General features: G+C 40.3%; 22 protein-coding genes. 11 read left to right on the top strand and 11 right to left on the bottom strand.

Annotated elements, in window-relative coordinates; translation table 11 throughout:
• The first annotated feature begins 387 nt into the window (after positions 1 to 387).
• Complete coding sequence (locus H6541_13030) at positions 388 to 3,345, top strand: response regulator (protein MCB9016704.1); 2,958 nt, start codon at positions 388 to 390, stop codon at positions 3,343 to 3,345.
• Positions 3,346 to 3,363: 18 nt separating this feature from the next.
• Here the strand turns inward: H6541_13030 and H6541_13035 are convergent, their stop codons facing one another.
• Together H6541_13035 and dinB are read right to left on the bottom strand one after the other, a co-directional pair.
• Positions 3,364 to 6,303 carry a DNA polymerase III subunit alpha gene (locus tag H6541_13035; protein ID MCB9016705.1) on the bottom strand — a complete coding sequence of 980 codons (2,940 nt, stop codon included), beginning with the start codon at positions 6,301 to 6,303 and terminating at the stop codon, positions 3,364 to 3,366.
• Positions 6,304 to 6,485: 182 nt separating this feature from the next.
• Positions 6,486 to 7,664: a DNA polymerase IV gene (dinB, locus tag H6541_13040; protein MCB9016706.1), complete on the bottom strand. Its 1,179-nt coding sequence runs from the start codon at positions 7,662 to 7,664 to the stop codon at positions 6,486 to 6,488.
• A 118-nt stretch (positions 7,665 to 7,782) separates the two neighbouring features.
• Between dinB and H6541_13045 the strand changes: the two genes are divergently transcribed.
• The 8 genes from H6541_13045 (at position 7,783) to H6541_13080 (ending at position 15,240) form a co-directional block, all read left to right on the top strand.
• Positions 7,783 to 8,616, top strand: coding sequence for a LexA family transcriptional regulator (locus H6541_13045; GenBank protein MCB9016707.1), 834 nt, complete (start codon positions 7,783 to 7,785; stop codon positions 8,614 to 8,616).
• A 262-nt stretch (positions 8,617 to 8,878) separates the two neighbouring features.
• Entirely contained in the window at positions 8,879 to 10,813 is a 1,935-nt protein-coding gene (gene thrS, locus H6541_13050) for a threonine--tRNA ligase (GenBank protein MCB9016708.1), read from the top strand.
• A gap of 47 nt (positions 10,814 to 10,860) precedes the next feature.
• Entirely contained in the window at positions 10,861 to 11,418 is a 558-nt protein-coding gene (locus tag H6541_13055; protein ID MCB9016709.1) for a translation initiation factor IF-3, read from the top strand.
• A gap of 48 nt (positions 11,419 to 11,466) precedes the next feature.
• Positions 11,467 to 11,658, top strand: coding sequence for a 50S ribosomal protein L35 (rpmI, locus tag H6541_13060; GenBank protein MCB9016710.1), 192 nt, complete (start codon positions 11,467 to 11,469; stop codon positions 11,656 to 11,658).
• Between the two features lie 82 nt (positions 11,659 to 11,740).
• On the top strand, positions 11,741 to 12,088 hold the full coding sequence (gene rplT / locus H6541_13065) for a 50S ribosomal protein L20 (GenBank protein ID MCB9016711.1): 348 nt from the start codon (positions 11,741 to 11,743) through the stop codon (positions 12,086 to 12,088).
• 261 nt (positions 12,089 to 12,349) lie between these two features.
• Positions 12,350 to 12,805, top strand: a complete 456-nt coding sequence (gene bcp, locus H6541_13070; protein ID MCB9016712.1) for a thioredoxin-dependent thiol peroxidase — start codon at positions 12,350 to 12,352, stop codon at positions 12,803 to 12,805.
• Positions 12,806 to 13,065: 260 nt separating this feature from the next.
• Positions 13,066 to 14,082, top strand: a complete 1,017-nt coding sequence (gene recA / locus H6541_13075) for a recombinase RecA (GenBank protein ID MCB9016713.1) — start codon at positions 13,066 to 13,068, stop codon at positions 14,080 to 14,082.
• A 120-nt stretch (positions 14,083 to 14,202) separates the two neighbouring features.
• Positions 14,203 to 15,240: a tetratricopeptide repeat protein gene (locus H6541_13080; protein MCB9016714.1), complete on the top strand. Its 1,038-nt coding sequence runs from the start codon at positions 14,203 to 14,205 to the stop codon at positions 15,238 to 15,240.
• 26 nt (positions 15,241 to 15,266) lie between these two features.
• On the opposite strand, the gene H6541_13085 is transcribed toward H6541_13080, so the two are convergent.
• The 5 genes from H6541_13085 to H6541_13105 form a co-directional block, all read right to left on the bottom strand.
• Positions 15,267 to 15,638 (bottom strand): Hpt domain-containing protein, encoded by a 372-nt coding sequence (locus tag H6541_13085; GenBank protein ID MCB9016715.1) that lies wholly within the window; start codon positions 15,636 to 15,638, stop codon positions 15,267 to 15,269.
• Between the two features lie 103 nt (positions 15,639 to 15,741).
• Positions 15,742 to 15,933: a FeoB-associated Cys-rich membrane protein gene (locus H6541_13090; GenBank protein MCB9016716.1), complete on the bottom strand. Its 192-nt coding sequence runs from the start codon at positions 15,931 to 15,933 to the stop codon at positions 15,742 to 15,744.
• Between the two features lie 10 nt (positions 15,934 to 15,943).
• On the bottom strand, positions 15,944 to 16,660 hold the full coding sequence (locus H6541_13095) for a M50 family metallopeptidase (GenBank protein ID MCB9016717.1): 717 nt from the start codon (positions 16,658 to 16,660) through the stop codon (positions 15,944 to 15,946).
• A 7-nt stretch (positions 16,661 to 16,667) separates the two neighbouring features.
• A complete protein-coding gene (gene feoB / locus H6541_13100; protein MCB9016718.1) occupies positions 16,668 to 19,187 on the bottom strand; it encodes a ferrous iron transport protein B in 2,520 nt (839 codons plus the stop codon).
• A 117-nt stretch (positions 19,188 to 19,304) separates the two neighbouring features.
• Positions 19,305 to 19,829: a DUF5063 domain-containing protein gene (locus tag H6541_13105; GenBank protein MCB9016719.1), complete on the bottom strand. Its 525-nt coding sequence runs from the start codon at positions 19,827 to 19,829 to the stop codon at positions 19,305 to 19,307.
• Positions 19,830 to 20,031: 202 nt separating this feature from the next.
• Here H6541_13105 and H6541_13110 point away from each other — a divergent pair, with 202 nt between their 5' ends.
• Positions 20,032 to 20,487, top strand: a complete 456-nt coding sequence (locus tag H6541_13110) for a hypothetical protein (GenBank protein MCB9016720.1) — start codon at positions 20,032 to 20,034, stop codon at positions 20,485 to 20,487.
• A 10-nt stretch (positions 20,488 to 20,497) separates the two neighbouring features.
• On the opposite strand, the gene H6541_13115 is transcribed toward H6541_13110, so the two are convergent.
• The 3 genes from H6541_13115 to trmD all read right to left on the bottom strand — a co-directional run bounded on the left by H6541_13115 (position 20,498) and on the right by trmD (position 23,887).
• Entirely contained in the window at positions 20,498 to 22,450 is a 1,953-nt protein-coding gene (locus H6541_13115; GenBank protein MCB9016721.1) for a hypothetical protein, read from the bottom strand.
• Between the two features lie 135 nt (positions 22,451 to 22,585).
• Entirely contained in the window at positions 22,586 to 22,942 is a 357-nt protein-coding gene (gene rplS, locus H6541_13120) for a 50S ribosomal protein L19 (protein MCB9016722.1), read from the bottom strand.
• A gap of 264 nt (positions 22,943 to 23,206) precedes the next feature.
• Positions 23,207 to 23,887: a tRNA (guanosine(37)-N1)-methyltransferase TrmD gene (trmD, locus tag H6541_13125; protein ID MCB9016723.1), complete on the bottom strand. Its 681-nt coding sequence runs from the start codon at positions 23,885 to 23,887 to the stop codon at positions 23,207 to 23,209.
• Between the two features lie 125 nt (positions 23,888 to 24,012).
• On the opposite strand from trmD, the gene H6541_13130 reads away from it, so the two are divergent.
• Positions 24,013 to 25,026, top strand: coding sequence for a bile acid:sodium symporter (locus H6541_13130; GenBank protein MCB9016724.1), 1,014 nt, complete (start codon positions 24,013 to 24,015; stop codon positions 25,024 to 25,026).
• A 4-nt stretch (positions 25,027 to 25,030) separates the two neighbouring features.
• On the opposite strand, the gene H6541_13135 is transcribed toward H6541_13130, so the two are convergent.
• On the bottom strand, positions 25,031 to 25,504 hold the full coding sequence (locus tag H6541_13135; GenBank protein MCB9016725.1) for a hypothetical protein: 474 nt from the start codon (positions 25,502 to 25,504) through the stop codon (positions 25,031 to 25,033).
• Positions 25,505 to 25,518 lie beyond the last annotated feature (14 nt).

Raw genomic sequence — 25,518 nt, forward strand, 5'->3', positions numbered from 1 at the left:
ATTCTGTCCCGGTGAATTCATAGTACAAAGATACAACAATTTAAGAGAGGATTGAAAGAATCGCCCATTACTTAACCATGAATCAACTGACAACTTAATTCTGCTTTAAAGTTTTATAGCTGCTAATGGCATTGCTTTGATAATCTTTCTGATAAGTTTTTTTTCTGATTTATGAGAAGGTAAGTGTTGATTTTGTTACTTAGCCTTTGAAACCAGGTTAGTTTTTAAAACGAAACCTTTTTTATTTGAATAAGCATTTGTTTCATGAGTGCCTGTTGATAAGGGAGGTTTAAAGCAAACAAATGGTTTTTTAATGTGTTTAATATAAGCTGTTGCCGGTAAAAAAAACGGCTGATTTACAGCACTTGCAACCTGTATTTTAAACGAATGAAAAATAAGGATAAATCTTACTCCGGAAAGAACACAGATTCGCCAGTATCAGGCACTCATCATAATAAAAAAGATGAGGAGTCTGCTGCTGTTACTGAAGATGTTTTTATCCATTCATTCGATGTACTGCCCGCTGCTTTGCTTTTGGTTGATACTGAATTTTGTATTTTAAGATGTAATAAAGCTGCTGCTGAACTCCTTGCATTAACCGATGATGACAAAGCCGGAAAACCGGTCTGGGATATTTTACAGTTTCGTGATGAAATGGATTCGGAGAAATTGCAGCATTTGTTAAGTTCCTCTCCAAGCCTTGTAACTTACGTTCGCTCATTACCATCACAACAATATCTCCATTGCTCTGTTATTCGGTTAACTGTAGCCCAGGGGATGCATTATCTCATTCAGCTTCAGCCTGTAAGTGCGCAGGAAATCGATTCTTTAACTGTTGCAGGTACGCTTGATGAAGGTATTTCAACCGAAAAAGTGTTTTTAAATACAGGCATTAGCGACGAGACAAATTTTGGTTTTGGGAATGCATTTTTAAGAAATATCATTGATTCTTTACCCCATCCTTTTTATGTAATTGAATCGGGAACACATCAGGCAAGGTTAAAGAATCTGGCCGCATTGCAGTTTGAGGATAAACTGGCTGCAGTTCATTGTTTTATGAAAGAAAAGCCCGAAGGCTGTGTGGGCAATGCATATGTGTGTGCTCTTAAAATGGTGGTAGAGTCAACCTCACCTGTAAGAATTGAACATGAATTTCTCCTTCAGTCGGGTGAAAGGCGTATTTACGAAGTGTTTGGTTATCCAGTTTTTAACAATAAGGGGGTTTTAAAATTCATCATTCAGTATTCAATTGATATTACAGAACGTAAACGTAATGAAATTGAATTGCTCGATTATAAAAATGTGTTGGATAATCTGATGAGCAATCTGCCGGGAATGGCCTTCAGATGCTTGAATGAAGTTAACTGGACAATGGAATATGTCAGTCCGGGGTGCAAACGCCTGACGGGTTATAGCCCCAAAGAGTTAATTAGCAATAAAAAAACACATTATGGCGATTTAATATATCATGAGGATCGGAAAAAAGTTTGGGACTCGATACAAAGAGCAGTTAAAATTCATAAGTTTTACAGGGTCGAGTACCGGATTGTAACCAAAAATGGAAAAATTAAATGGGTTTTAGAGCAGGGCAAAGGATTTTTTGATAAGTATGATAAACTGGTGAGCCTTGAAGGATTGGTTACGGATATAACTGAAGGTAAGAACGCTGAATTGCTTTTAAAAGATGAGCTTGCTATCAATCAGGGTATTGCTGCCATTGGCGTTGAGTTGCTCAAAGACTCAATTAAGCCTGCCCGTGTTGCTTATATGGTGCAACATTACACACGGATTATTACCGGAAGTCAGTTTTCATTGTTGATTTCTCCTTCAAATGAAGATGAAACCTCTTATATGTATTGTTTTGAGGATAAGGACGAAGTTGACGTAGCGAAACGAATCAGACGCAGCGATAAACAAATGAAAATGGTGAATAATTTAATCAATGAATTGTTGACCAAACAAACCCCTGTTATCATGAATGAGCCCGGAATCAAAATATTGATTCCATGCGTTTTACCCGGAGAGTTTAACTTTAACCGGTTGATGTGCGTACCTGCTTTTATTAACAGCCAGTTTGCCGGAATACTTATTCTTGCTGATGCTGAGAATGAATATACCATGCATACTGTAAATATTGTTCAGCGGTTTGTCAATATGTTTGCACTGGCTGCCTACAAACTTAGAGCTGAAGAATCGTTGCAGGCTGCAAAGGAAAAAGCAGAAGAATCTGACAGGCTGAAGAGTTTATTTCTTTCGAATATGTCGCACGAATTGCGCACTCCTATGAATGCCATTGTTGGTTTCGCTGAAATGCTTCAGGATACAGAGCTCAGCATTGATGAAAAGGATCGTTTTCTGGATGTGATTATAAAAAGCGGTGATAATTTACTTCGAATTGTAAATGATATTATTGACATCTCAAAAATTGAAGCGGGTCAATTGAAAATTATTTATTCTGATTGTTATCTGAATGAATTATTTTCCGATTTGGAAGTTTTTTTTAATCACGAGCTGGTGCGGATGAAGAAAGAGCATCTGACCCTTTATATGCAGCCCGGAACCTCTGATCAGAATTTTGCTATTTATACTGATACTGTAAGAATCAGACAAATTATTTCCAATTTGGTTGGCAATGCCATGAAGTTTACTGACGAAGGTTTTATTGAGGTCGGATACAGGGTTAAAAAGGATAAAATTGATTTTTATGTTCGTGATTCAGGAATTGGTATTCCCGTTGATCAGCAAAAGGTTATTTTTGAACGCTTTGGACAGGTTAAGGATGCAGGCTCACGTAATCTGGCTGGTACCGGATTAGGGTTAACTATTTCAAAAAACCTGGCAGAACTTCTTGGTGGCTCAATGTGGCTTGACTCTTATCCGGGCGAAGGTTCCACATTCTGGTTTTCAATTCCTTTTAAACCTGGCCGCCATCAATCTGACCCTCATTCAGAGCCGGGATATACTTTAGCACCCGCTGAAGACCTTTCGGGCAAATGTATTTTGGTGGTTGAAGATGTAGATACTAATTTCTTTTACATCAGTTCTTTACTAAAAAAAAAGAACTGCCGGGTTCTCAGAGCTTCCAATGGATTGAAGGCTGTTGAAATCTGTAAGTCCGACTCTTCTGTAAATCTTGTTTTGATGGATATTGAACTTCCTTTGATGGATGGATATGAAGCTACGCGCCAGATTAAAAAAATAAGGCCTGACCTTCCTATAATTGCGCAAACAGCTTTTGCGCTCATGGGTGAGCGTGAGCGCAGCGTTGAGGCTGGTTGTGACGATTATATTGCCAAACCGATAAAAAAAGAAATACTGATAGAGGCTATTGCGCGACTTATTTAAGTGCTCAGGATGGTTTAATCATAAATATCTGGGATCACTCATCGGAGGGAGTTTGGCCATTTTAGATACTTCCAGCGACGGAAAGCCAAATTCTTCAACAACCTTGCCCAGCAACAGATACACACCCCTGCCTCTGAAGGGGAATTCTTTGACAGTGTCAGGGAAATGCACTGTGTCGAAAAACTCACCTTCATCATCAAAAAAAGTGGCAAAATGCATAATTTCGTTCCTGATTGTGCGCACATATTTAATGGTGACCAAAATGCCGGCCATTTTAACCGTTTGGCCTGTTGATGTGCGTAGATGCCTGGCCTGTATTTCACCTCTGAAGTTGGTTTTAAGCATTTCAAAGTAATTCATACTAATTGGAAAGTCAAGAAGTTCAATTTCGTCATAGGCGTCTTCAAGCGGGCTGTGTACAAGTGCCGGGAGACTGAATTGCCTAACAGGTTGCCTGAAAAGAGAAACTGCAGGTTCGGGGCGTTTCTTTCCCGTTAGCATATGAGCTTCCCATAAAAGCTGTTGTTTGCCAAGGCCGGTAAATCGGAGTGCGCCGGTTCTAATCAAAATAATCAGTTGCTCCATAGCGGGCTTCATCCTGTCAATAAAATTGTAGAGATCCAGAAACAGGCCATTTTGTCCGCGGTTTTCCAATAGTGAATGCACAAAGTTGCTTTCAAGCCCTGCAATGTGAATAAAACCCATATAAATGGTGTTTCCCGAAAGAGTATTGAGGTAGTAGCTCCGGTTGATGCAGGGCAGTTCAATGATAGCTCCGCAGCGTTTAGCTTCATTAAAGTAAACCCAACTCTGGTAAAATCCGCCGAAATTGTTGATGACGGCTACCATAAATTCTATCGGAAAGTATGATTTAAGATAAAGGCTTTGATAGCTTTCAACGGCAAATGAGGCCGAATGCGCTTTGGAGAAGGAGTATCCGGCAAACGATTCAATCTGTCGCCACACTTCATTGGTTATCTCTTCGGCATATCCCTTGTTACGGCAATTGTCAAAAAATTTATCAATAATCTTCTGAAATTCTACCCTTGACCGGTACTTACCGCTCATTGCCCGTCGCAGTACATCAGCATCGGCCAGGTCGAGGCCGGCAAAGTGGTGGCATATTTTCAGTACATCTTCCTGATATACCATTACACCGTAAGTTTCACTCAGCTGTTCTTTCATTATGGGGTGAATGTAGTCAAAGCCTTCGGGGTTGTGAAAACGCCGGATATATTCGCGCATCATTCCCGAGCGGGCTACACCCGGCCTGATGATGGAGCTGGCTGCCACCAGACTGAGGTAGTTGTCGCATCTGAGCTTTTTAAGCAATCCTCGCATGGCCGGGCTTTCGATGTAAAAGCAGCCGTTGGTTTCTCCCTCGCGCAGTTGTTCTTTTACCTTTGCATCCTGCTTGAATTTTTCAACCTGGTGTATGTCAATGCTGATGCCATGGTTGGCCTTTACTATTTCCACACAATCATGAATGTGCCCGATGCCACGTTGGCTAAGGATGTCGAGCTTCTCAAATCCAAGGTCCTCTGCAACATACATGTCCCATTGGGTAACCGGCATTGATTTGGGCGGCAAATCGAGCGCAGTGTAACAGGTGATAGGTTCTTCCGAAATAAGAATACCACCGGCATGAATGCTGCGTATGTTTGGGAAGTCGGTCATGCGGATGCCAATTTCTGTAATGTGCCGTGTAATGTCATCCTGGTTCAACGGGTTGCCGGGCTCATCAACCAGTCGGTCAAGCTCCGCTTTGGGAAGTCCCATAACCTTTCCCAGCTCCCGTAGTATTGATTTGCCTTTAAAGGTCGAGGTTGCGCCCAGCAATGCCGTATGTTCGCGACCGTAGCGTTTGAAGATGTAATCCAGCACTTCGTCGCGCTCTTTCCACGAGTAATCGATGTCAAAATCGGGAGGACTGCTTCGTTTGGGATTCAGAAAACGCTCAAAATACAGGTTTAGCTCAATGGGATCAACATCGGTAATGCGCAGACAATAGGCCACAATACTGTTGGCTCCACTGCCACGTCCTACATGGTAAAATCCGCGCGACATAGAGTATCTGATAATGTCCCAGGTAATTAGAAAATAGGCTCCGAATTTAAGCCGGTCAATAATGTCAAGCTCATGACGAACACGGGCGGCTGCTTCCCGGTTGTTTTTTCCGTAGCGGTATTCCATCCCTTCAAGGCTTAGTTTTTCAAGCAATAGCCTGTCGTCGTAAGCACTTCCTGTAAAAGTCCTTTTGTTTTTGATAATTCTGAAGTCAAAGTCTATGCTGCACCGACCTGCAAGTCTTTCCGTGTTTCTGATCAATTCGGGGTAATTCTCAAATAGTTGCTTCAGGCCGGCCGCATCTGTCAGAAACCGCTCACTTCCGGCAACCATAGCCGGAGTAAGCCGGCTAAGTAATATGTTGTTGTCGATGGCGCGCAGGTAGCGGTGTAATTCATAGCCCTTTTCATCGGCAAAAACTATGGGTGAATGAATGATGTATTTTTGGGCGTGTTTTGAATAGTCAGACAAGGGAAGTTTGCTGATGTCAGTAGTGGTAACCCCTGTAAATTCATTCTCGGCCATATCGTTTATGGGGCGGCTTCCAAACGGATAAAGGATAAACACATGATTCATTGGAGGCGCCGGCCAGGGCAGGGGAGTGCCCTGTATATTGCATCGGCTCAGTAAATCGTTCAGCTCTTTGAAGCCTTTATTGTTTTCGGCAATACCTGTGTATAGTAGTCGGTTGCCCTCTCTGAACTCAACTCCGGCCATGGGCTTTATGCCTGCTTTGTGGCAGGCTTTTACAAAATCAATAGTTCCGGAAGTGTTGTTGATGTCTGTCAGCAGAACAGCGTCAGCTCCGGCAGCGGCAGCTGACTGAGGTATCTGATCAATGGGCAGTGTACCGTAGCGCAGACTGTAATATGAGAGGAAGGTCAGGTGCATTTTTTATAGTTAGTCAGGTTAAAGTGAAGTAAAACAGTGTGTTAATTGTGTAGGCCTCTGGTGTTTAAAAAGTGGACTCAGATGGCTTGGGGTGCTTTGTGTTTTTTCTTAGTGTTTTTTCTTAGTGTTGCATTGTAAAGTTTATATAATCAGAGTGATATCACGTGCGAGTGCAGGTTTTATTACTCTTCATCTCCTGTTAAAACCGACCCCAGTGTTGCAGCGCGTGTTACCGCCCGGCTGCCGAAACGGTTTCGGATATGATCCATTGTTTGGTATAGGCTGATGATTTCGGGCGAATCGTCGAACATGCTGATTTGTTGTACGCCACTTACCAGATGACTAAACCTGACGCCAATCAGCCTGATAAGCATGCGCCGCTGATATAGTTTGTTGAAGAGGTTTCGGGTAACCGGCAGCAGCATATGGTCGAAGGCTGTATAAGGTATACGGTGCTGAAGGGTGTGCGTATCAAAGTTGGCATAACGTATTTTTACGGTAATGCAGGATGTTAGCTTTTGCCTGGTACGAAGCTGGTATGATAATTTCTCAACCATTTTCAGCAACAGGTCGTTAATCATGGTTATATCAATGGTGTCCTGTTCAAAGGTTGTTTCTGTACTTACAGATTTTCGCTCAGAGTAAGGTTCAACCGGGGTTGGATCAATCCCGTTGGCCTTTTTCCATATAATAATGCCATTTTTGCCCAGCACACGTTCTACCATTTCGATAGGCATATGGCTGAGTGTTTCTATACGGGCAATGCCCATCGAGCGAAGCAGCCGGAATGTTTTGTCGCCGATTCCCGGAATTTTGCTTATGGAAAGCGGGCTGAGGAAAGGCACAACTCCTTCGCGCCTGATTTCCAGTTCGCCATTAGGCTTGGCTTGCCCGGTAGCAATTTTTGAAACAGTTTTATTTACCGAAAGACCAAATGAAATGGGAAGTCCTGTTTCACGGATGATACGCTGGCGCAGACTGTGAGACCATTTAACAGCCCCAAAAAAGCGATCGATGCCTGTTATGTCAAGGTAATGCTCATCGATGGAAGCTTTTTCATATACCGGAGCCTGTTCAGCAATGATTTGGGTGACTTCGTTTGAATAGCGGGTGTACTGTTCCATGTCGCCACGAATAACAATGGCATCGGGACAAAGAGCCCGGGCCATTTTCATAGGCATGGCTGAATGTACACCAAAAGTGCGTGCTTCGTAGCTGCATCCGGCTACCACTCCTCTGTCAGACATACCTCCGATAATTACCGGAAGCCCGGCCAAACGACTGTTATTCAAACGCTCAACCGATACAAAAAATGTATCCAAATCCAAATGGACAATTGTTCTGTCACTGCCGGAGCTCATCATGAAAAATATTTTTGGTTGTTTGTTGAATTATTCATTTTATGCAGTACCTTTGATTAAAATATAATCAAAATTGTGATTACAATATAATCATTATTTAAACAACTTCAACAAGGCCATGAATATTTTTGCTTCAAACATTAAACTTTTGCGCAAGCGGCGCGGCCGCACCCAGGATGAGGTGGCTTTTGCACTTGGCATGAAAAGACCTACCTTAAGTGGCTATGAAAACGAAGTGGCTCAGCCCGGCATTGAGTCTCTGCTTGCATTTTCGAAATACTTCGGTATTTCAGTTGATACCCTGCTTAAAATAGATTTATCGAAACTATCGCAAAGCGAATTGTCGCAGCTCGAACGAGGCTATGATGTGTTTATTACAGGGAGCAAAATCAGGGTGCTAACGACAACTGTTGATAGCAGTAATGAAGAAAATATTGAAGTAGTAAACCAGAAAGCCTCTGCAGGCTATCGGGTTGGATTTGCCGATCCAGAATATATCAAGGTACTTCCAACCTTTCATATGCCCTTCCTTTCGAAAGAAAAAAAATACCGCACATTTCAAATCAATGGTGATTCCATGCTGCCCATTCCTGATGGCTCATGGGTTACCGCTGAGTTTGTGCAAAACTGGAATCTGATTCGCGACGGGCAGCCATATATCATACTTACGCTCGACGATGGTATTATGTTTAAGGTAGTGACCAACCGCATTAAAACCGATGCCAGACTTACCCTGCATTCACTCAATCCTCTGTATGAACCTTATGAAATTGATATCAAAGATGTACGTGAAGTATGGAAATTTGTTCATTATATCAGCAGTGCCATGCCCGAACCTAATCTGCCTCGTGAAGAACTCGCCGCCACGGTAGCTGCCCTCAAAAAGGATATGGACAAACTTAAAAAACAGGTAAATACCGGACAGGTGCTTCAATTGCCATTTGATGATTAATTAAAAAAAATGTCATTCCCATTCGCTGCAGGGTAAACATTACCTGCCTGAAAAATCAGCAGCCGGAGCTTGTTGATATGGCTGCTATTTCCAGTTTATCCTTGTTGCCACGTTTTCTAAAACAGCATCGGCATGGAACGGGTAAAACACTTGCGCTGAAATCTGTTATGATTAAATGGAATTTCTTTTATCAACATTCGGTAATTCAGTATTTATCGCTATCTTTGCACCCATTTTCAGAATTAAGCCTAAAATAAATACAATGATAAATATTACGCTTCCTGATAATTCAGTCAGACAGTTTCCTGAAGGAGTAACTGCGTTTGAAATTGCTAAAAGTATCAGTGAAGGACTTGCCCGCAATGTACTTTCTGCAAGTATCAATGGAGAAGTTTGGGATGCCAACCGCCCAATTAACCATGATGCCAGTGTTAAATTGCATACATGGGACAGTCCCGAAGGAAAATCAACCATGTGGCATTCATCAGCTCACCTGATGGCAGAAGCTATTGAATTGCTTTATCCTGGCGTTAAATTCGGCATTGGTCCTGATATAGAAAATGGATTTTATTACGATATGGATTTTGGCAGTCATGAAATCTCTGCCGATGACCTGAAAGCCATTGAAAATAAAATGCTTGAACTGGCCCGTGAAAAACAGGCTTATGTTCGCCGCGAAGTCAGCAAAAAGGAAGCTCTTGACTATTTCTCTAAAAAAAATGATGAATATAAACTTGAGCTGATCAATGATCTTGAAGATGGGCAAATAACCTTTTATGAATCAGGCGCATTTACTGATTTATGCCGGGGTCCTCATCTTCCGGATACAAGCTCAATAAAAGCTGTAAAATTGCTTAATATTGCCGGTGCTTACTGGCGTGGCGATGAAAAGCGCAAGCAGTTAACCAGAATTTACGGCATTACTTTCCCTAAACAAAAAGAACTGGCCGATTATCTGGTTTTGCTTGAAGAAGCCAAAAAACGCGACCATCGCAAACTGGGTAAAGAACTGGAACTGTTTACTTTCTCGCAAAAAGTTGGCCAGGGATTGCCTTTATGGCTGCCTAAAGGTGCCATGCTTCGCGACAGACTGGAGCGTTTTCTGCGTAATGTTCAGCAAAAAGCCGGATATCTGCCTGTAATTACCCCTCATATTGGAAACGTTGACCTGTATAAAACATCAGGCCATTTTCAGAAATATGGTGCAGATAGTTTTCAACCTATTTCTACTCCGGTTGAAGGAGAACAATTCATGCTTAAACCTATGAATTGCCCTCATCACTGTGAAATTTTTGCATCAAAACCAAGGTCTTACAAAGATTTACCTATTCGTTATGCCGAATTTGGTACGGTTTACCGCTATGAACAAAGTGGTGAGCTTCATGGTTTAACCAGAGTTCGCGGATTTACACAAGATGATGCTCACCTGTTCTGTATGCCGGATCAGCTGAAATCAGAATTTATTGCCGTTATTGATATTGTACTGCATATCTTTAAATTACTTGATTTTAAAGATTATACAGCCCAGGTATCTTTACGTGACAAAGTAAATCGCGAAAAATACATAGGTAGCGAAGAAAACTGGGAGAAAGCCGAAAATGCTATTATGGAAGCCGTAAAAGAAGCCGGGCTTGACGCTGTTGTTGAATATGGCGAAGCCGCTTTTTATGGTCCAAAGCTTGACTTTATGGTAAAAGATGCATTAGGTCGAAAATGGCAACTTGGTACCATTCAGGTTGATTATAATCTGCCTGAACGATTTGAACTTGAATATATTGGCAGCGACAATCAAAAACATCGCCCAATCATGATTCATCGTGCACCTTTTGGCTCTATGGAAAGATTTGTAGCTGTTTTGATTGAACATACTGCCGGAAATTTCCCGTTGTGGCTTAATCCCGACCAGGTTATTATTCTGCCAATCAGTGAAAAATATCTCGATTATTCGAAAAAGCTTTTAAATTTACTGAATAATTCCGAAATTCGCGGCCAGATTGATGAGAGAAGTGAGAAGGCCGGAAGGAAAATCAGGGATGCCGAAATTCGTAAGATACCTTTTATGCTTATAGTTGGCGAAAAGGAAGAAGCAGAAGGCACTGTATCTGTCAGAAGACATGGAGTGGGTGACCTTGGGTCGTTTACAACTGAAGCATTTATTGAACTTGTTAACAATGAAGTAAATGCTGTTATGAAATAATTCATGCAGCTTAAATATAGTATTAATTAACCACAGGAGGAAGTAATATAGCAACGCCGTTCAGAAATCCGAGGGGTCCCAGACCTTTACCCAGAAAAAAGGAAGATCCGCACTTTATCAATGAGAGAATTAAGGCTCCCGTTGTGAGGGTTGTGGGAGAAAATGTTGAATCAGGTATCTACAATATTAAAGATGCACTGGCAATAGCCCAAAGGCTTGAACTTGATTTGGTCGAAATTTCACCAACTGCCAATCCGCCTGTTTGTAAAATTACTGATTACAAAAAGTTTCTTTACGAACTCAAGAAAAAGCAGAAGGAAATCAAAGCTAAATCTGCAAAAATTGTAGTGAAAGAAATTCGACTGGGCCCAAATACAGATGAGCATGACTTTAACTTTAAACTAAAGCATGCAATGAAGTTTCTTGAAGAAGGAGCTAAAGTAAAAGTGGAAGTTTTTTTCAGGGGACGCAGCATTGTTTATAAAGACCAGGGTGAAATTAAACTCTTGCAGTTTGCTTCATTGCTCGAAGATTACGGAAAGGTTGAAAAACTGCCGTTACTTGAAGGTAAACGCATGATTATGATCATCGCTCCTAAAAAGTAGAAAGTTTTGAATAAAAACTCAATATAAACCCAATTAACAACTATTGTAATGCCAAAAATGAAGTCGAAATCCAGTGCAAAAAAACGGTTTGATGTAACCGGTACTGGTAAACTGAAAAGGAAGCATGCTTACAAAAGCCACATCCTTACAAAAAAATCGACCAAGCGCAAACGCAACCTGACTTATTCAGGTCTCGTTGACAAGGCCGATGCTAAAAATGTAAGAGAAATGCTTTCTTAAACGTGTTAATTTATTAACCCTTGCTTTTAGCACCAAAGATTCCTTTTTATAAAGGAGCGCTAAAGCGAAAAACAAATTCAAAATGCCAAGATCAGTAAACGCAGTAGCCTCAAGGGCTCGCAGAAAAAAAATCCTAAAGGCCGTTAAAGGACAATTCGGTCGTAGGAAAAATGTTTGGACGGTTGCTAAAAATGCATACGAAAAAGGCATGGTGTATGCATACCGTGACAGACGCCAGAAAAAACGCAATTTCCGCAGTTTGTGGATTACCCGCATTAATGCCGGTGTAAGAGAGTATGATATGTCATATTCTGTTTTCATGGGTAAACTCAAACAAAAGAATATCAATCTTGACCGTAAGGTTCTGGCCGATTTGGCTATGAATCACCCGGTGACTTTTAAAGCCATTGTTGACGCGGTTAAAAATTAATGGACTGTTTATGTTCATAAAAAGCCTGCTGTTTCAGCAGGTTTTTTTTTGTTTGAACGTCACCCTGTTTTTTTTTGTTTCAATGCGGCGGTTTATTAAGTTCTGCAAAATCAGGCAAGTAACTTTTTGTTATATCCATATAATTTGCTAATTTTGAATGTTGAATTATTATCAGAGGTAAATATTTCTTTTTTTCCGAACCAAATAGGTTTCTGATTGTTTTATTAATTAAAATATATATAACATTTTAAATAATAAAATATGACAACGCTAAAATCAGGAGACAAAGCTCCGGCCATTAATGCCATTGACCATGAAGGCAATCATATTTCACTTGATTTATTTAAAGGACGTAAAGTGGTTCTTTATTTTTATCCTAAGGATGATACTCCTGGATGTACTGCCGAAGCCTGTAGTTTAAGAGATAACTATAAGCAATTACTTGCTGAAGGGTACAGCGTTATTGGAGTGAGTCCTGATACGCTGAAAGCGCATATGAAATTTGTTGACAAGCATGAACTACCGTTCCCTTTAATCCCTGACACCGATAAAGTTATTATTAAAAACTACGGAGTATGGGGCCTGAAAAAATTTATGGGCCGCGAGTATGAAGGTGTAATTCGAACAACCTTTATCATTAATGAACGTGGTTTGATTGATGAAGTAATTTCTAAAGTAGATACTAAGAATCATGCATTTCAGGTATTAAACCGCTAGTGATCTGTTGAGTGAAGTTGATGTGAATACTTGGACCGAATTTTATGCGGGTTAAATGTTGTCATGATTATTATTGGTTTATGAAGAGTTTATTACAATGGAATTATTCAGCTAAACCATTTTAATTTTCATGGTTGAGATGGTCAAAATGTGGATAAGTTTATGGATAATTGCCATTCTTGATTTGTGCGCCATTTATTGTTTCGCTATCTTTGAAAAACTTAACAAGCCGATTTAAATATTTATAACACCTTCATTATATGAGTAAAGAACCTAAAGAGAATAACCTTGAAAAGTTAAAAGCCCTGCAGTTAACTCTCGACAAAATTGAAAAATCTTACGGCAAAGGAACCATTATGAAACTTGGGGACTCGCCTGTAGAGGAGATGCCTTCAATTTCAACCGGATCAATTTCTTTGGATGCCGCTCTTGGCGTTAACGGATTGCCCAAAGGCCGTGTGATTGAGATATATGGCCCGGAGTCTTCTGGTAAAACTACACTGGCTCTGCATGCTATTGCTGAATCTCAAAAACAGGGCGGTATTGCTGCTTTTATCGATGCTGAGCATGCTTTTGACCGTTACTATGCCAGAAAACTAGGAGTTAATATTGACGATTTATTGGTTTCTCAGCCTGATAATGGTGAGCAGGCACTCGAAATTGCAGAAAATCTTATCAGATCAGGAGCTATTGATATTATTGTCATTGACTCGGTAGCTGCTCTCACTCCCCGCAGCGAAATAGAAGGAGAAATGGGAGATTCAAAAGTTGGCTTACAAGCCAGGTTAATGTCACAGGCTCTGCGTAAATTAACTTCTACCATCAGTAAAACCGGGTGCTGCTGTATATTTATCAATCAGCTTCGGGAAAAAATTGGTGTTATGTTTGGCAATCCTGAAACCACTACAGGTGGTAATGCCCTCAAGTTTTACGCTTCAGTCAGACTTGATATTCGCCGAATCAGCCAGATTAAAGATAGCGACACAGTGGTAGGGAACCGCGTAAAAGTGAAAGTTGTTAAAAATAAGGTGGCTCCTCCTTTCCGTCAGGGCGAATTTGATATTATTTATGGTGAAGGTATTTCGAAAATTGGAGAAGTTATCGATTTAGGTGTTGACCGGAATATTATCAAAAAAAGTGGTTCATGGTTCAGCTATGGAGAAACTAAACTCGGACAAGGGCGAGATGCTGTAAAAAAACTGTTACTTGATAATCCCGAACTGGCCGAAGAGCTTGAAACAATTGTAAGAGAAGCGCTTAGACAGGAGACCCTGTAAGGATTCTGAATTAGTTTTTACTGAATATTTTTTTTCTATTCACAACCCCTTCATATTCATTGGAGGGGTTTCTTTAAATATTAACTTTGTACCCTATTATTACCGAAAAGTACTGGTCTTATGCGCAAACATTTTTTTTCTCATTTACTTTTTATCTCATTTCTTGCTCTGCTTGTGAGTGTTGTTTCATGCACAACTAAAACCAGAACCGAATCCGAGTCTGATGCAGTTAAAAATGATTCGCTCAGCGATCAGCTTACAATACTGAATGAAGCTGTTGCCCGCCAGCCTAATTCGGTAAATGCATGGCTCAACAGAGCCCGGTATTTTAATGAGAAGGAGTTGTTTAACGAAGCTTTACAAGATGTGAACAAAGCCCTTTCGATTGATGAAAACAATGTTGACGTTTATCTTGTTTTGTCTGATGTTTACCTGTACTCCGGAAAAACACAGCGTTCACTTGAAGCGCTTAAGAAAGCTAAACAACTGGCTCCTGCTGATGCAGATGTTGACGTTAAAACGGCCCGTTTATATTTGACCATGAGTGATTATAAACAAACGTTTAATTCGTTGCGCGAGGCCTTAAAAAAAGATCCTCAAAACGCAGAAGCGTTTTTTATCAGCGGATTGGCCAATGAAGAAATGGGGGATACTTCCAAAGCCATTGATAGCTATCAGAATGCAGTAGCACGCAATCAAAAGCATTTTGATGCACTGAAACAACTTGGAATTATATTCTCAATTCGCCATGATAAACTGGCCATTGATTATTTAAGAAATGCCAGTCAGGTTAATCCTCGTAATTCAGAACCGCTTTATATTCTGGGTATGTATTATCAGGAAAATAACGATCCGGATAAGGCGCTAAGTGTTTACCGCGAAATAATTCAGATAGATTCTGTGAATAAACTGGCACATTATAATACCGGTTATGTGCTGATGGTGTACAAAAGGGAATATCAGAAAGCTGCAGAGGCTTTCTCAAAGGCGCTTGAGATTGATCCTGATTATACTGATGCGTTGTACAACCGTGGATATGCCTATGAGCTAATGGGAGATGTTAAAAGCGCCCGAAAGGATTATGAACGCGTACTTCGCATGAAAGTGAATGACGATAAAGCTATCCAGGGATTGAATCGTCTGGATAATGCAGGCTAGAAAAAGCCGTCGCTCATTTAACTGAACTAACTATTCAGAATTTCAGCTTTAATCTCGCTGAGCTGATGAGCCATGGTTATGGTGGCTTCTTTGATCTCTTCCAGACTTTTTGTTATCGCTGTTTCATCAAAATCCTCACCATTGGTTTCAAGTAAATGGGCTGCATTTTTTTCGAAAACTTTTACCATTTCAAGCGGCACAGGAGCAGAAAAGTTGGCAATTACACCCTTAAGACTATGCGCATTAAACCGCATATTCTGAAAATCTTTTTCAGCTATATTTTTAGTTAATTTCTCAAATCTCTCTGCATATTCATTGATAAAAATATCGATTATTTCAACAATAATTGATTTGTCAAAATACTGATAAGTGTCGTAGAAATTTTGCTTGTTAACCATGATATGCTATAATTTCAGGTTTAATAATGTAAGGATACTATTCACTACAAATATAATTAATAGGAGGTCTGAAATTACCATTTCAGAAAAATTGGCAAAAAAATTATTGGGGCCGGTTTTGCTGCTTGGCTTCAATCTCTTTTTTTAAATCCTGTAACTGGCAACCCGAGCAACTTGAAGCACATCCGTCGCATCCTTTCTCGGCATTTTTAAAATGACCAAATATTTTATACGCTGCTGCGGCAGCAGCCAGAACAACAATGATAAGTACTATTATTTCCTGATAATTTTCCATAGCTGAAAAGTTAAGATTGAACAACTGAGAAGACAATTGGTTGCACAGGATTGGGAAAAGTATACAAGATTGTATAATAAACAATACATGCAACGACTGCTGTAAGCAGGAATGCCCAGATAAAGGCTGGTATTTGAGATATTCGCACAAGATTGGTGATATCACCTGCTTTTTTGGGTAAAAAGCAACCCAAATATGCAATGGTAATAGTGGATAGTATGGTTTCGGCAAAAGCGATAAGGCTGATTAAGGTTGAAAAAATTTCTGTTAAAAGAGCGTGCTGATACCAGGCAATAAAAGTGATAATGATTGTAAAAGTAATAAGCCAAACCAATCCATAACTATTTCTTACAAAGAGCATAAGGTTTAACAGGCAAATTGTCAGCAATATGAGAAATACGTACCTGTACTGATGGTGAGCCGATAGCCACAACAATCCGCCGGATGCCAGAGCTGCAAATGGATAACCGCAAAAAGTTACAAGAAAAGCGCGAAATTTTGAACTGCTTTTTGTCAGTGCAGTGCCTGATGTGTCACTGTTAAGTTCGATGCGAATTACTTCTCCACTGGTTAAAATGGCAGCTACTGCATGGCCACTTTCGTGCAAAAGAGTGTTTAATGTCCTGAAATATCTTCCTGTCAGGGGGAGCCTGAGTAAAATGACAGATATTAACAAGTAGGCGTAAAACTGAAGTTGCGGGTTGAGTGAGAAGAATGTGCTTACCATGACTTCATCATAAAAAGAGACTCCCAATCTGAAAGACAGCCAATGATGCCAAATAGGCCAAACCTGTAGTATAAACAACAATAAAAAGTGCCCATTTCCAGTTGCCTGATTCCTTTTTAATAGCAGCGACTACAGCCACGCACGGGAAGTAGATCAGAATAAACAACATGAAACTAAAAGCAACCAGTGGAGTAAACACTTTTTCGCCTTTTTTGGGGCCATCATGATAAGTTTGTTGCTGAATTTTGGAAATCAGTGAAGTGGAATTCTCATCTGATTCATCTCCGGCCTGATATAAAACACCCAGTGTGCCGACAGTAATTTCCTTTGCTGCAACACCTGAAAGCACAGCCACACTCATTTTCCAATCGAAGCCCAGAGGTCGCATGGCTGGTTCAATCAGATGACCGAGTCTGCCAATATATGAATTAAGCTGGCGGTTGCTTTCTTTGGCCATTTCAACTTCATCCAGCGCAATGCTTTCATCCGATTTTAGCTTCTGAATGATTTCGGCTGATTGCTGAGTTTGCATAATTGATGTGGCATATTGACTCTTAATGTTGGCAATCTGATGGTCGAATACAAAGTCAGAATCTGTTTCGCGAGGGAAGTATCCAAGTGCCCAAATGATAATTGATGCAATAAGAATAACTCCACCAATCTTTTTCAGGTATTGTTCGGCCCGGTTCCACATATGCTTTAATACAGAGCGTAAGGTAGGGGTACGATAGGGGGGGAGCTCCATTACAAATGGCATGTCAGGTTGCTTAAAGATGGCTTTTTTAAACAACAAAGCAGAGCCGATTGCGAGAAAAACGCCAATTGCATACATGGCAAAGAGAATTGTACCCTGGTATGATGCAAAAAAAGCACTTATAAACAGAATGTAGACAGGTAATCTTGCACTACATGACATGAAAGGATTGATGAGCATAGTGATAAGCCTGTCGCGCCGGCTTTCAATAATGCGGGTTGAAAGAATAGCAGGAACATTGCATCCGAACCCCATGAGCAAAGGAATAAATGACTTTCCATGCAGGCCAATTTTATGCATGACCTTGTCCATGATAAATACTGCCCTTGCCATATAGCCAGTATCCTCCATAAGTGAAATAAAGAGATAGAGCAACAGAATATTGGGAAGAAAGATGATGACACCTCCCACGCCGCCTATAATGCCTTGTATCAGTAAGTCCTTAAGCATCCCGTCGGGCAGGCCTGCCTGAAGCTCAGCTGAAACAAACTCAACAAGAGACTCAATCCATTCCATGGGATATTGCCCAATCTTAAAAGTACCATAAAAGGTGAGCCACATGAGAAATATGAAAATAGGAATTCCCCACACTTTATGCGTGATAAAAGTGTCAATGACCTCGCTCTTCTTTCGCTGGATTACTTCATTTGCTTCAAAAGTCTCACGCAGCGCCCCGGCTATAAACCCATATTTTGCATCGGCAATAAGACTCTCGGTGTCTTGTCGCAGTAAAGTTTCAATTTGTTCAATTTCAGCGTCTACAGCACGCATTATTTCCTTGAAGTTGCTTACCTTTTCTATGGCAACTTCACTGGCTCTGTCTTTTTCAATTAATTTAATTGCCAGAAACCTCGACGAAATCTGGTCGATAAGGTTGATGTTTTCAGGCTTACGCAAAAGTTCCTGAATGCGGGATATGCTTTTTTCAATTACTTCTCCGTAGTTGATATGGATGTGCCTGAGAGTAGTTTCTTTGTCTTCATAAACATCAATAATTTTTTGAAGGATATCATTTACTCCTTTGCCTTTAGAGCCGATAGCAGGTACAAAAGGGAAGCCCAGCAGGTTGCCAAGCTGCTGATGATTGAGCTTGTTTCCGCTTTTTTCAAGTTCGTCATGCATGTTCAGGACACCTACCAGTTTGATGTCCATATCGATAAGCTGAGTTGTAAGGTATAAATTGCGCTCAAGGTTTGAGCTGTCAATAATATTAACTACCACATCGGGTATGGAATCGGTGATGAAATCACGCACAAACAGCTCCTCGGGACTATAAGCTGTAATGGAGTATGTCCCAGGAAGATCAGTTACAATAAATGTATACTCATCTTTCTTAAAGCGCGCTTCTTTGGCATCTACAGTAACACCAGAATAATTGCCTACTCTTTCGCGTGAGCCGGAGGCATGATTAAAGATGGTTGTTTTACCCGAGTTGGGATTTCCAACAAAGGCAACATTGATGACTTTGCCTTTTTCCCGGGCTTTATGAATCAGAATGCTGCCTGGTACACTGCCATTGTTAACCATTTCAGGAAGTAGCATGGCTTCAGACTCCGTAATAATCTCAATAAGCCTGGCTTCACTGTTGCGCAATGAAACATTGTAGCCCATTACATTATATTCCACAGGATCAAGCAGAGGAGCTTTCTGAATTACAGTTACTTCCTTTCCTGTAATAAACCCCATCTCAAGTATCCGCTTCCGAAAGGCCCCGCGGCCGCGAATTTTGGTAATTATGCCTTTGTCACCCGGTGATAAATCTGCTAAATTCAAGCTGTTGTTATTTAGAATCGTTATAAATTGTCGCAAAAGTATTGGTATTTTATTAACGAAATACCGGTTTGCATTCTAAATAAGTGGTTATGAACGTGAGTTCATTTAATGGGGCTGTTAAATACTTTGGCTGCGCTGGAACAACAGATGCAGTGCGTACAATGCCTTTGTTGCGGCAGGCCCCCAGTGATCGTGATAATAGGTGCATATGTCATGTACTGCATTTTCTTTAGCTGTGTATCTGTTTTTCTGGTAAAGTGTCAGGAAGTCTTTCATATCCTGATAAATATCAGCAATACATTCTCCTATTCCAGCCTTTTCGAGCTCAGCATCTTCGTCGTGAGGATCACTGCTCATCCAGAAATGATCGTCAGGATAAAGTTTGTTGCGAATGGTGTTAAAAAGCAGCTCCCATTCTTCTTCTGTAACAAAACGCTCTGAATCGTCGGGCGATGAAGGTGTAACTGATTTTACCAGAGAGCCCTTCAAATATAGTAAAGGTAAAATCCGCCGGTAATAGTCAATTATATCTTCTTTCGAGTATTCTGCAACCTTTTCGGTGAAATGACAGAATTCATTGCTGACTGTCAGAAATTCAATTATTTGCTTGGTAAAAACCGGGTCATTTTCAGGTAGTGACATAATTTTTTTTTGCAAATTTAATCAAATCGGGCTAAATGGGTTTGTTTACGGATTTGTGGCTTGCTGTTAAGTTGTTTTTGCGAGGAGTTTATTTCTTGTTTTGTTTATTTATACCCTGATATTTTTAATGATTTTTGTAGTTAAATGTGATGTGTAACTACGGCAAAACGTTAATATTTTATATATTTACAAAAAAAGCCTGATGGACAAACTGAATTTAAAAAGGGAAATAGCATCTGTTTGTAAAAAAATAAAAATGGATAATGAGGCGAATCTGGTTCAGGCAATCAGTGAAGCTGAGCAAAGTGCCAATGAATACGGGCAGCCGAAGGATCGTTACGACTCATACAGAGCTCAATTGTCTAATAAAAGGGATATGCTGGCCCAACAGCTGAATAAAGTTCAGGAAGAAATTGCCCTGCTTGACAGAATAGATTTAACCAGAACCTGTATAAGTGCAGGTTTTGGTGCAGTTGTAATTACGCCTGTACAAAAAGTATTTATTTCAATAGGTATCGGTAAAATCAAGCTTAACGATGGTTCGGAATTTTTTGCTATTTCGGCCGTTGTGCCATTTGCCAAAGCAATTCGTGATAAGAAAAAAGGTGATATTTTTGAATTTAACGGTAAAAAGCTGGAAATTATTGATTTATTCTAAAAGCGTTTTGTTATTTGAAACTGACAAATTCTGGTGCAACTGTTTCAAAATCAGATATGCCTATTTGAGGCAGGTCTTTTACTTCAAATAATAAATTTCTGCCATTTGAATCGGGTCTGAAATACCAGGTAAATCCGAATTGGAAAGTGGAAAAGACCAGATTTTCATTTTTTATTCTTATTCCGGCACCGATGGCAGGGTAAACGGCCTGATTAAAGAGCGGCTTCCCCGAAGGGGCAATCATGGCGATTTCTACCAGGGAATAAAATGCAAATCTAAAACTGAGCAGGTAAAATGGAGTAAAAATGATAGTCTCTCCGTGAGCTGTCAAACGGCTATTGCCTTCAAGCGGGTATTTGTTAAATAAGTTAATGCTTTCGGGTGTGCCAATCTTTATCATGCTTTGCGAACTTTGATTGAGGCCCGAAGTAAAGTTTACCGATGCATAATTTCGTAATTTCATACTTCCAACTTTTAATAGCCTGGAAATAAAGTCAACCTGAGTGCTGAATACTCCTTCTTCAAAATTGTTGTGATTCCAGAATCCGCCCAATTGCATACGGTTGCTCATAAAACCTCCCTGATTCATTCTGATACCAGCCGCTAAATTCAACCCTGTATAGTATCTTTTTGCCAGCAAGCTGGTTTCATAGCCTGCAATTAATGAAGCAAAGTGCCCGAACTGAATGTCTTCTGTTTTGCCAAAGCCAAAAATCATGTTGCTTTTAAAATAGCCACTTTTTATCAAACTGATACCGGCAATATAACGGGTTACTGAAACAAGTGGATTGTCAGTTATTACTGGTATTAAAGGCGATTTTACATAATTGACATTGTAATACCGAAAAGTTACTGCGGCCCGGGAGCGAAGGGGTGACGGGCTTTTGTAGCGGTTGATAATTGTAGAATAACCGCCCCATATGTCATAAAGATGATAGATTATTTTCAGAGAATTTACCCTGATGTCGGCGGGTAACCAGGTTGTGGTTTTTTGGATATTTATGCCGCCTCCCAACCTGGTTTCAGGTGTGAGAAAGGGTTTGGTTATTTCTAGCCCATATCGCTTTATATCGGGTCTGTTTTGCCAGTAGGTTTTTGCGTCAGTAAAGCTGTTCCCGATATTCCTGACTTTATAGGCGCTTTCGCTGAAAAACAGGGAGTTTTTTTCGTTTTGATTGAATTCAAATGATTGTTCAAGCTGATGGCCAAACCCCAGGATATTCCGGTTGTAAACCCTGAATGTGCTTTTTTCTGTACTGGCTACTTTAACATCGAAACCAATCGGGAAAACATCTTTTACAATGACAGTCAGGTCGGCACTGTCGCTGTCCGGAATTTCGCTGACAACAAAGCGGGCATCTTCAAAAAGAGAAGATTGTCTGATCAAACGCTCATTGTCGGCCAGTTTTAAAGGGTCTATACGATCGCCTTCATTTATTTGTAGAAGTCCTCTTATTACTGCATCGTGGGTGTTAAAGTGAATTTTGTTCAGCGTTTTGTCGAGCCAGATATCCGATTGGAGTGTAGTGTCAAACACTGAAGAGCCAAAGACATCCACTTTTACTATTTTGATGGATCTGATGACTGAATTTTTATGGCTGATGAATGGAATATTGGAAGGGCTGTTGGTTAGTGTGTCAGGACTAACAGTGCGAGGTTTGCGGAAAAGCAAAGGATAAAGCTGCCGGTAAAAAAAACTTTGGGTGGCAGTTTTGTGCAATTTATTATAGAAACTCTTTGAAGATTCTATTCTAGGCTTTTGCTTTTCATAGCGAGTGCTGTCTGTCGCTTTTATTCTGATATTGGTATTGATGGCAGATGTGTCAATATTTGATTTTGTGGTATCAGATTGAGCCTGAGAAACTAAAGGAAAAGTGAATGCACTGGAAAATAAAACAGCTATAGCAAATCTGCAGACTGTGAGCCGGAATTTAATCAGAAAACTATAGAAGTTAATAAACATAGTCAAATAAGGATATGCATATTCTTTAACGCTAATTTACTTATAAAAGGTATATCGTAGTGGTTGAAAAATGCTGAGATAAAAAAAAGGTTCATTTGAAAAAATGAACCTTTTTTTAAACTTATGAAAACAGAATTAGACTCTTTTCTCTTTGATTCTGGCTTTCTTACCTTTGAGTTCACGGAGATAGAAAATTCTTGCTCTGCGAACAACACCACGTTTATTGACTTCAATTTTTTCAATAAATGGTGAGGCGAATGGGAAAATTCTTTCAACGCCAGTGTTTCCTGATACTTTGCGGACTGTAAAGGTTTCGGTGGCGTTTTCACCTGAGCGCTGTAAAATTACGCCCTGAAATTGCTGAATTCTTTCTTTGTCACCCTCTTTGATTTTATAGTGAACGGTAACAGTATCGCCAGCTTTGAAGCTTGGAAATTCCTTCCTTACAACCAGGGTATCCTCAACAAACTTCACTAATTCCTTCTTGCTCATTATTTTAGGTATTTAATTGTTGCGTTTTCCAAAAATGAGTGCAAATATACGGCATTTTATTTTTAATATACAAGCAACAAGCGAAATTAATTCAAATTTGATTCCGGTGTTTTATCTTAGTGTTGAAAATGAGCTTATTGTAATGACTGAGCAAAGCGCATTTTATTGGATTTTGTCCTTTTTTTCTTTATTGGGGAGGCTTTTGAACTCATTATAAGGTAAGAACTTATCTTTTACCTGCAATTCTGAAATCTTATTTCAGGCTCAAACCTCATTCAGTAAATCAGGCCGGCGCTTACGGGTGCGTTCAAGAGCCTGCTCCATGTTCCATTTTTTAATTTCCTTATCATTGCCTGAGAGCAGTACATCAGGAACTTTCAGTCCTTTGTAATCAGCCGGACGTGTGTAAACCGGAGGGCTCAGCAGGTTATCCTGAAAAGAATCAGTAAGTGCCGATGTTTCGTCACTTAACACTCCGGGTATTAACCTGATTATACTATCGGTTAAGATTGCTGCTGCAAGTTCGCCACCCGAAAGTACATAATCGCCTACCGAGATTTCAAGCGTAATGTATTGTTCTCTTATTCGTTCGTCTATTCCTTTGTAGTGCCCGCACAATAAAATAAGATTGCCTTTCAGGCTGAGCTGATTGGAAAGGTGCTGATTGAGCAATACACCATCCGGTGTGAGGAAAATTATTTCTTCGTAATCTCTTTCTGACTTAAGTTTGTCAATACAATCGGCAATTGGTTGAATCATCATTACCATTCCTGCATTTCCGCCATATACATAATCGTCGACATTGCGGTGTTTATTGGTTGAGTAGTCGCGGATGTCATGAAGATGGATTTCGGCATGCCCTTTTTCAACAGCCCGTTTAATAATGGAATGGCTGAATGGACCGTCGAACATTCCGGGGAAAATTGTAAGAATATCTATGCGCATTTGTATTGTTTTTCATGGCAAAATTACCGTAAATCTTATTTCATGCCCATTTTTTTAAAGTTTTTGATCGAAAGGTTATCTTTGCTCAGGTTTAAACTGCTGGTTATAATGTTTTTCAAGGTTGGATGAATAAATTCTTTAAACATTTGTTTTCGCCTTTTCGGTTACTGGGTTTTGACTGGTTTATCTCGGGCCTCTTTTTAATGATTCTCCTTGCCTGGCAGTTTCCCGGGCCGGGGGTTGCCGATGGTGTTATTTCGCTAAAATCATTGGCTGGTTATGGTATTTCAGTCATATTTCTTTTATATGGTATGCGATTGAGTGTGGGGCAATTATTGGGCTGTTTGTCGCACTTGACATTGCACACAATCATTCAGTCTGTTACGTTTATTTTGTTTCCTTTGTTGGTTTTGCCTTTCAGGGGAGTGTTTCAAGGTGGTCCGTACTATAATCTTTGGTTAGGTGTTTTTTTTCTGGCAGCATTACCTTCCACAGTTTCATCGGCGGTAGTGATGGTTTCTATGGCGCGTGGCAATATTCCGGCTGCAGTGTTTAATGCGAGTTTGTCAAGTATAGCAGGGATTTTTATTGCCCCTTTGTGGATGGGAATGTTTGTGAATGGCCCGATGGCATTTGATATGTATCCCGTTCTGGTAAAGCTGACTTATCAAGTGTTGTTGCCATTGATTACAGGTCTTCTGTTGAATAGATGGTTGGGCCAATGGGCAATAAATGCGCGAAAAATAACCTCTTACTTCGACCAATTGGTTATTCTGGCAATTGTTTATACTTCTTTTTCTACTTCGTTTAAAAGTGGGTTGTTTGTTGGATTTAGTCTGGAAGTGATTCTCATGCTGGTTTTAATATTGGTATTGCTGTTTGTGGTGGTTAACCTTCTTATTTATTTTACAGGAAAGCGCGCCATGCTCTCACGGCCTGATATGATTACAGCCTTATTTTGCGGTTCCACCAAATCTTTGATGCATGGCAGTGTGATGGCCAAGGTTATGTTTGGAAGTATGGGAATTGGTGGCATTGTGCTGTTGCCTGTGCTTATTTATCATGCTTTTCAGCTAACAGCCACAGGGATAATGGCCCGCAAATTTTCTGTAAGAAAGCCTGACAATGATGATAAATAGGTGATTAATCGCCAGTTGTTCCGGTTGGTGTGAGGTTTTGAAAGTTATTAAAACGTGCCTGGTTCAGCAGGGCGCTTTCAGGCTTGTCAGAAACACCCATTATCCATGCTTTGGCGCGCGGCATTGAAGTAAATACGCCAACTTCAGGCTCATTTCCAAATACGGCTATGTGTTCAGTCAATTCTGCGGGTAGTTTGCTTACACAAAAGGCAACTCTTTTAACGCCTAGATGGCTCATTTGAGGGATAATATATTGTGCAACCCAGTCATGAATTTTATTATTGAGGTGAAATACCTCAGCAGGCGCCATTACCATAAGATTCCTGGCTTTTAGTCTTTCCGTTTCCTGAAGCATGGCAACCAGACTCAGTATATAACCTGAAGGTGAGCGCATCTGGTCTGCCTCAATCTGATTTATCAACAAATTAAAATCCTTGTTGAATTCATAAAGTGCTTTTGGAGTAGAAGGACTTTTCATAAGCAATTATAGAA

This window comes from Lentimicrobiaceae bacterium (assembly GCA_020636745.1).
GTDB lineage: Bacteria > Bacteroidota > Bacteroidia > Bacteroidales > Lentimicrobiaceae > Lentimicrobium.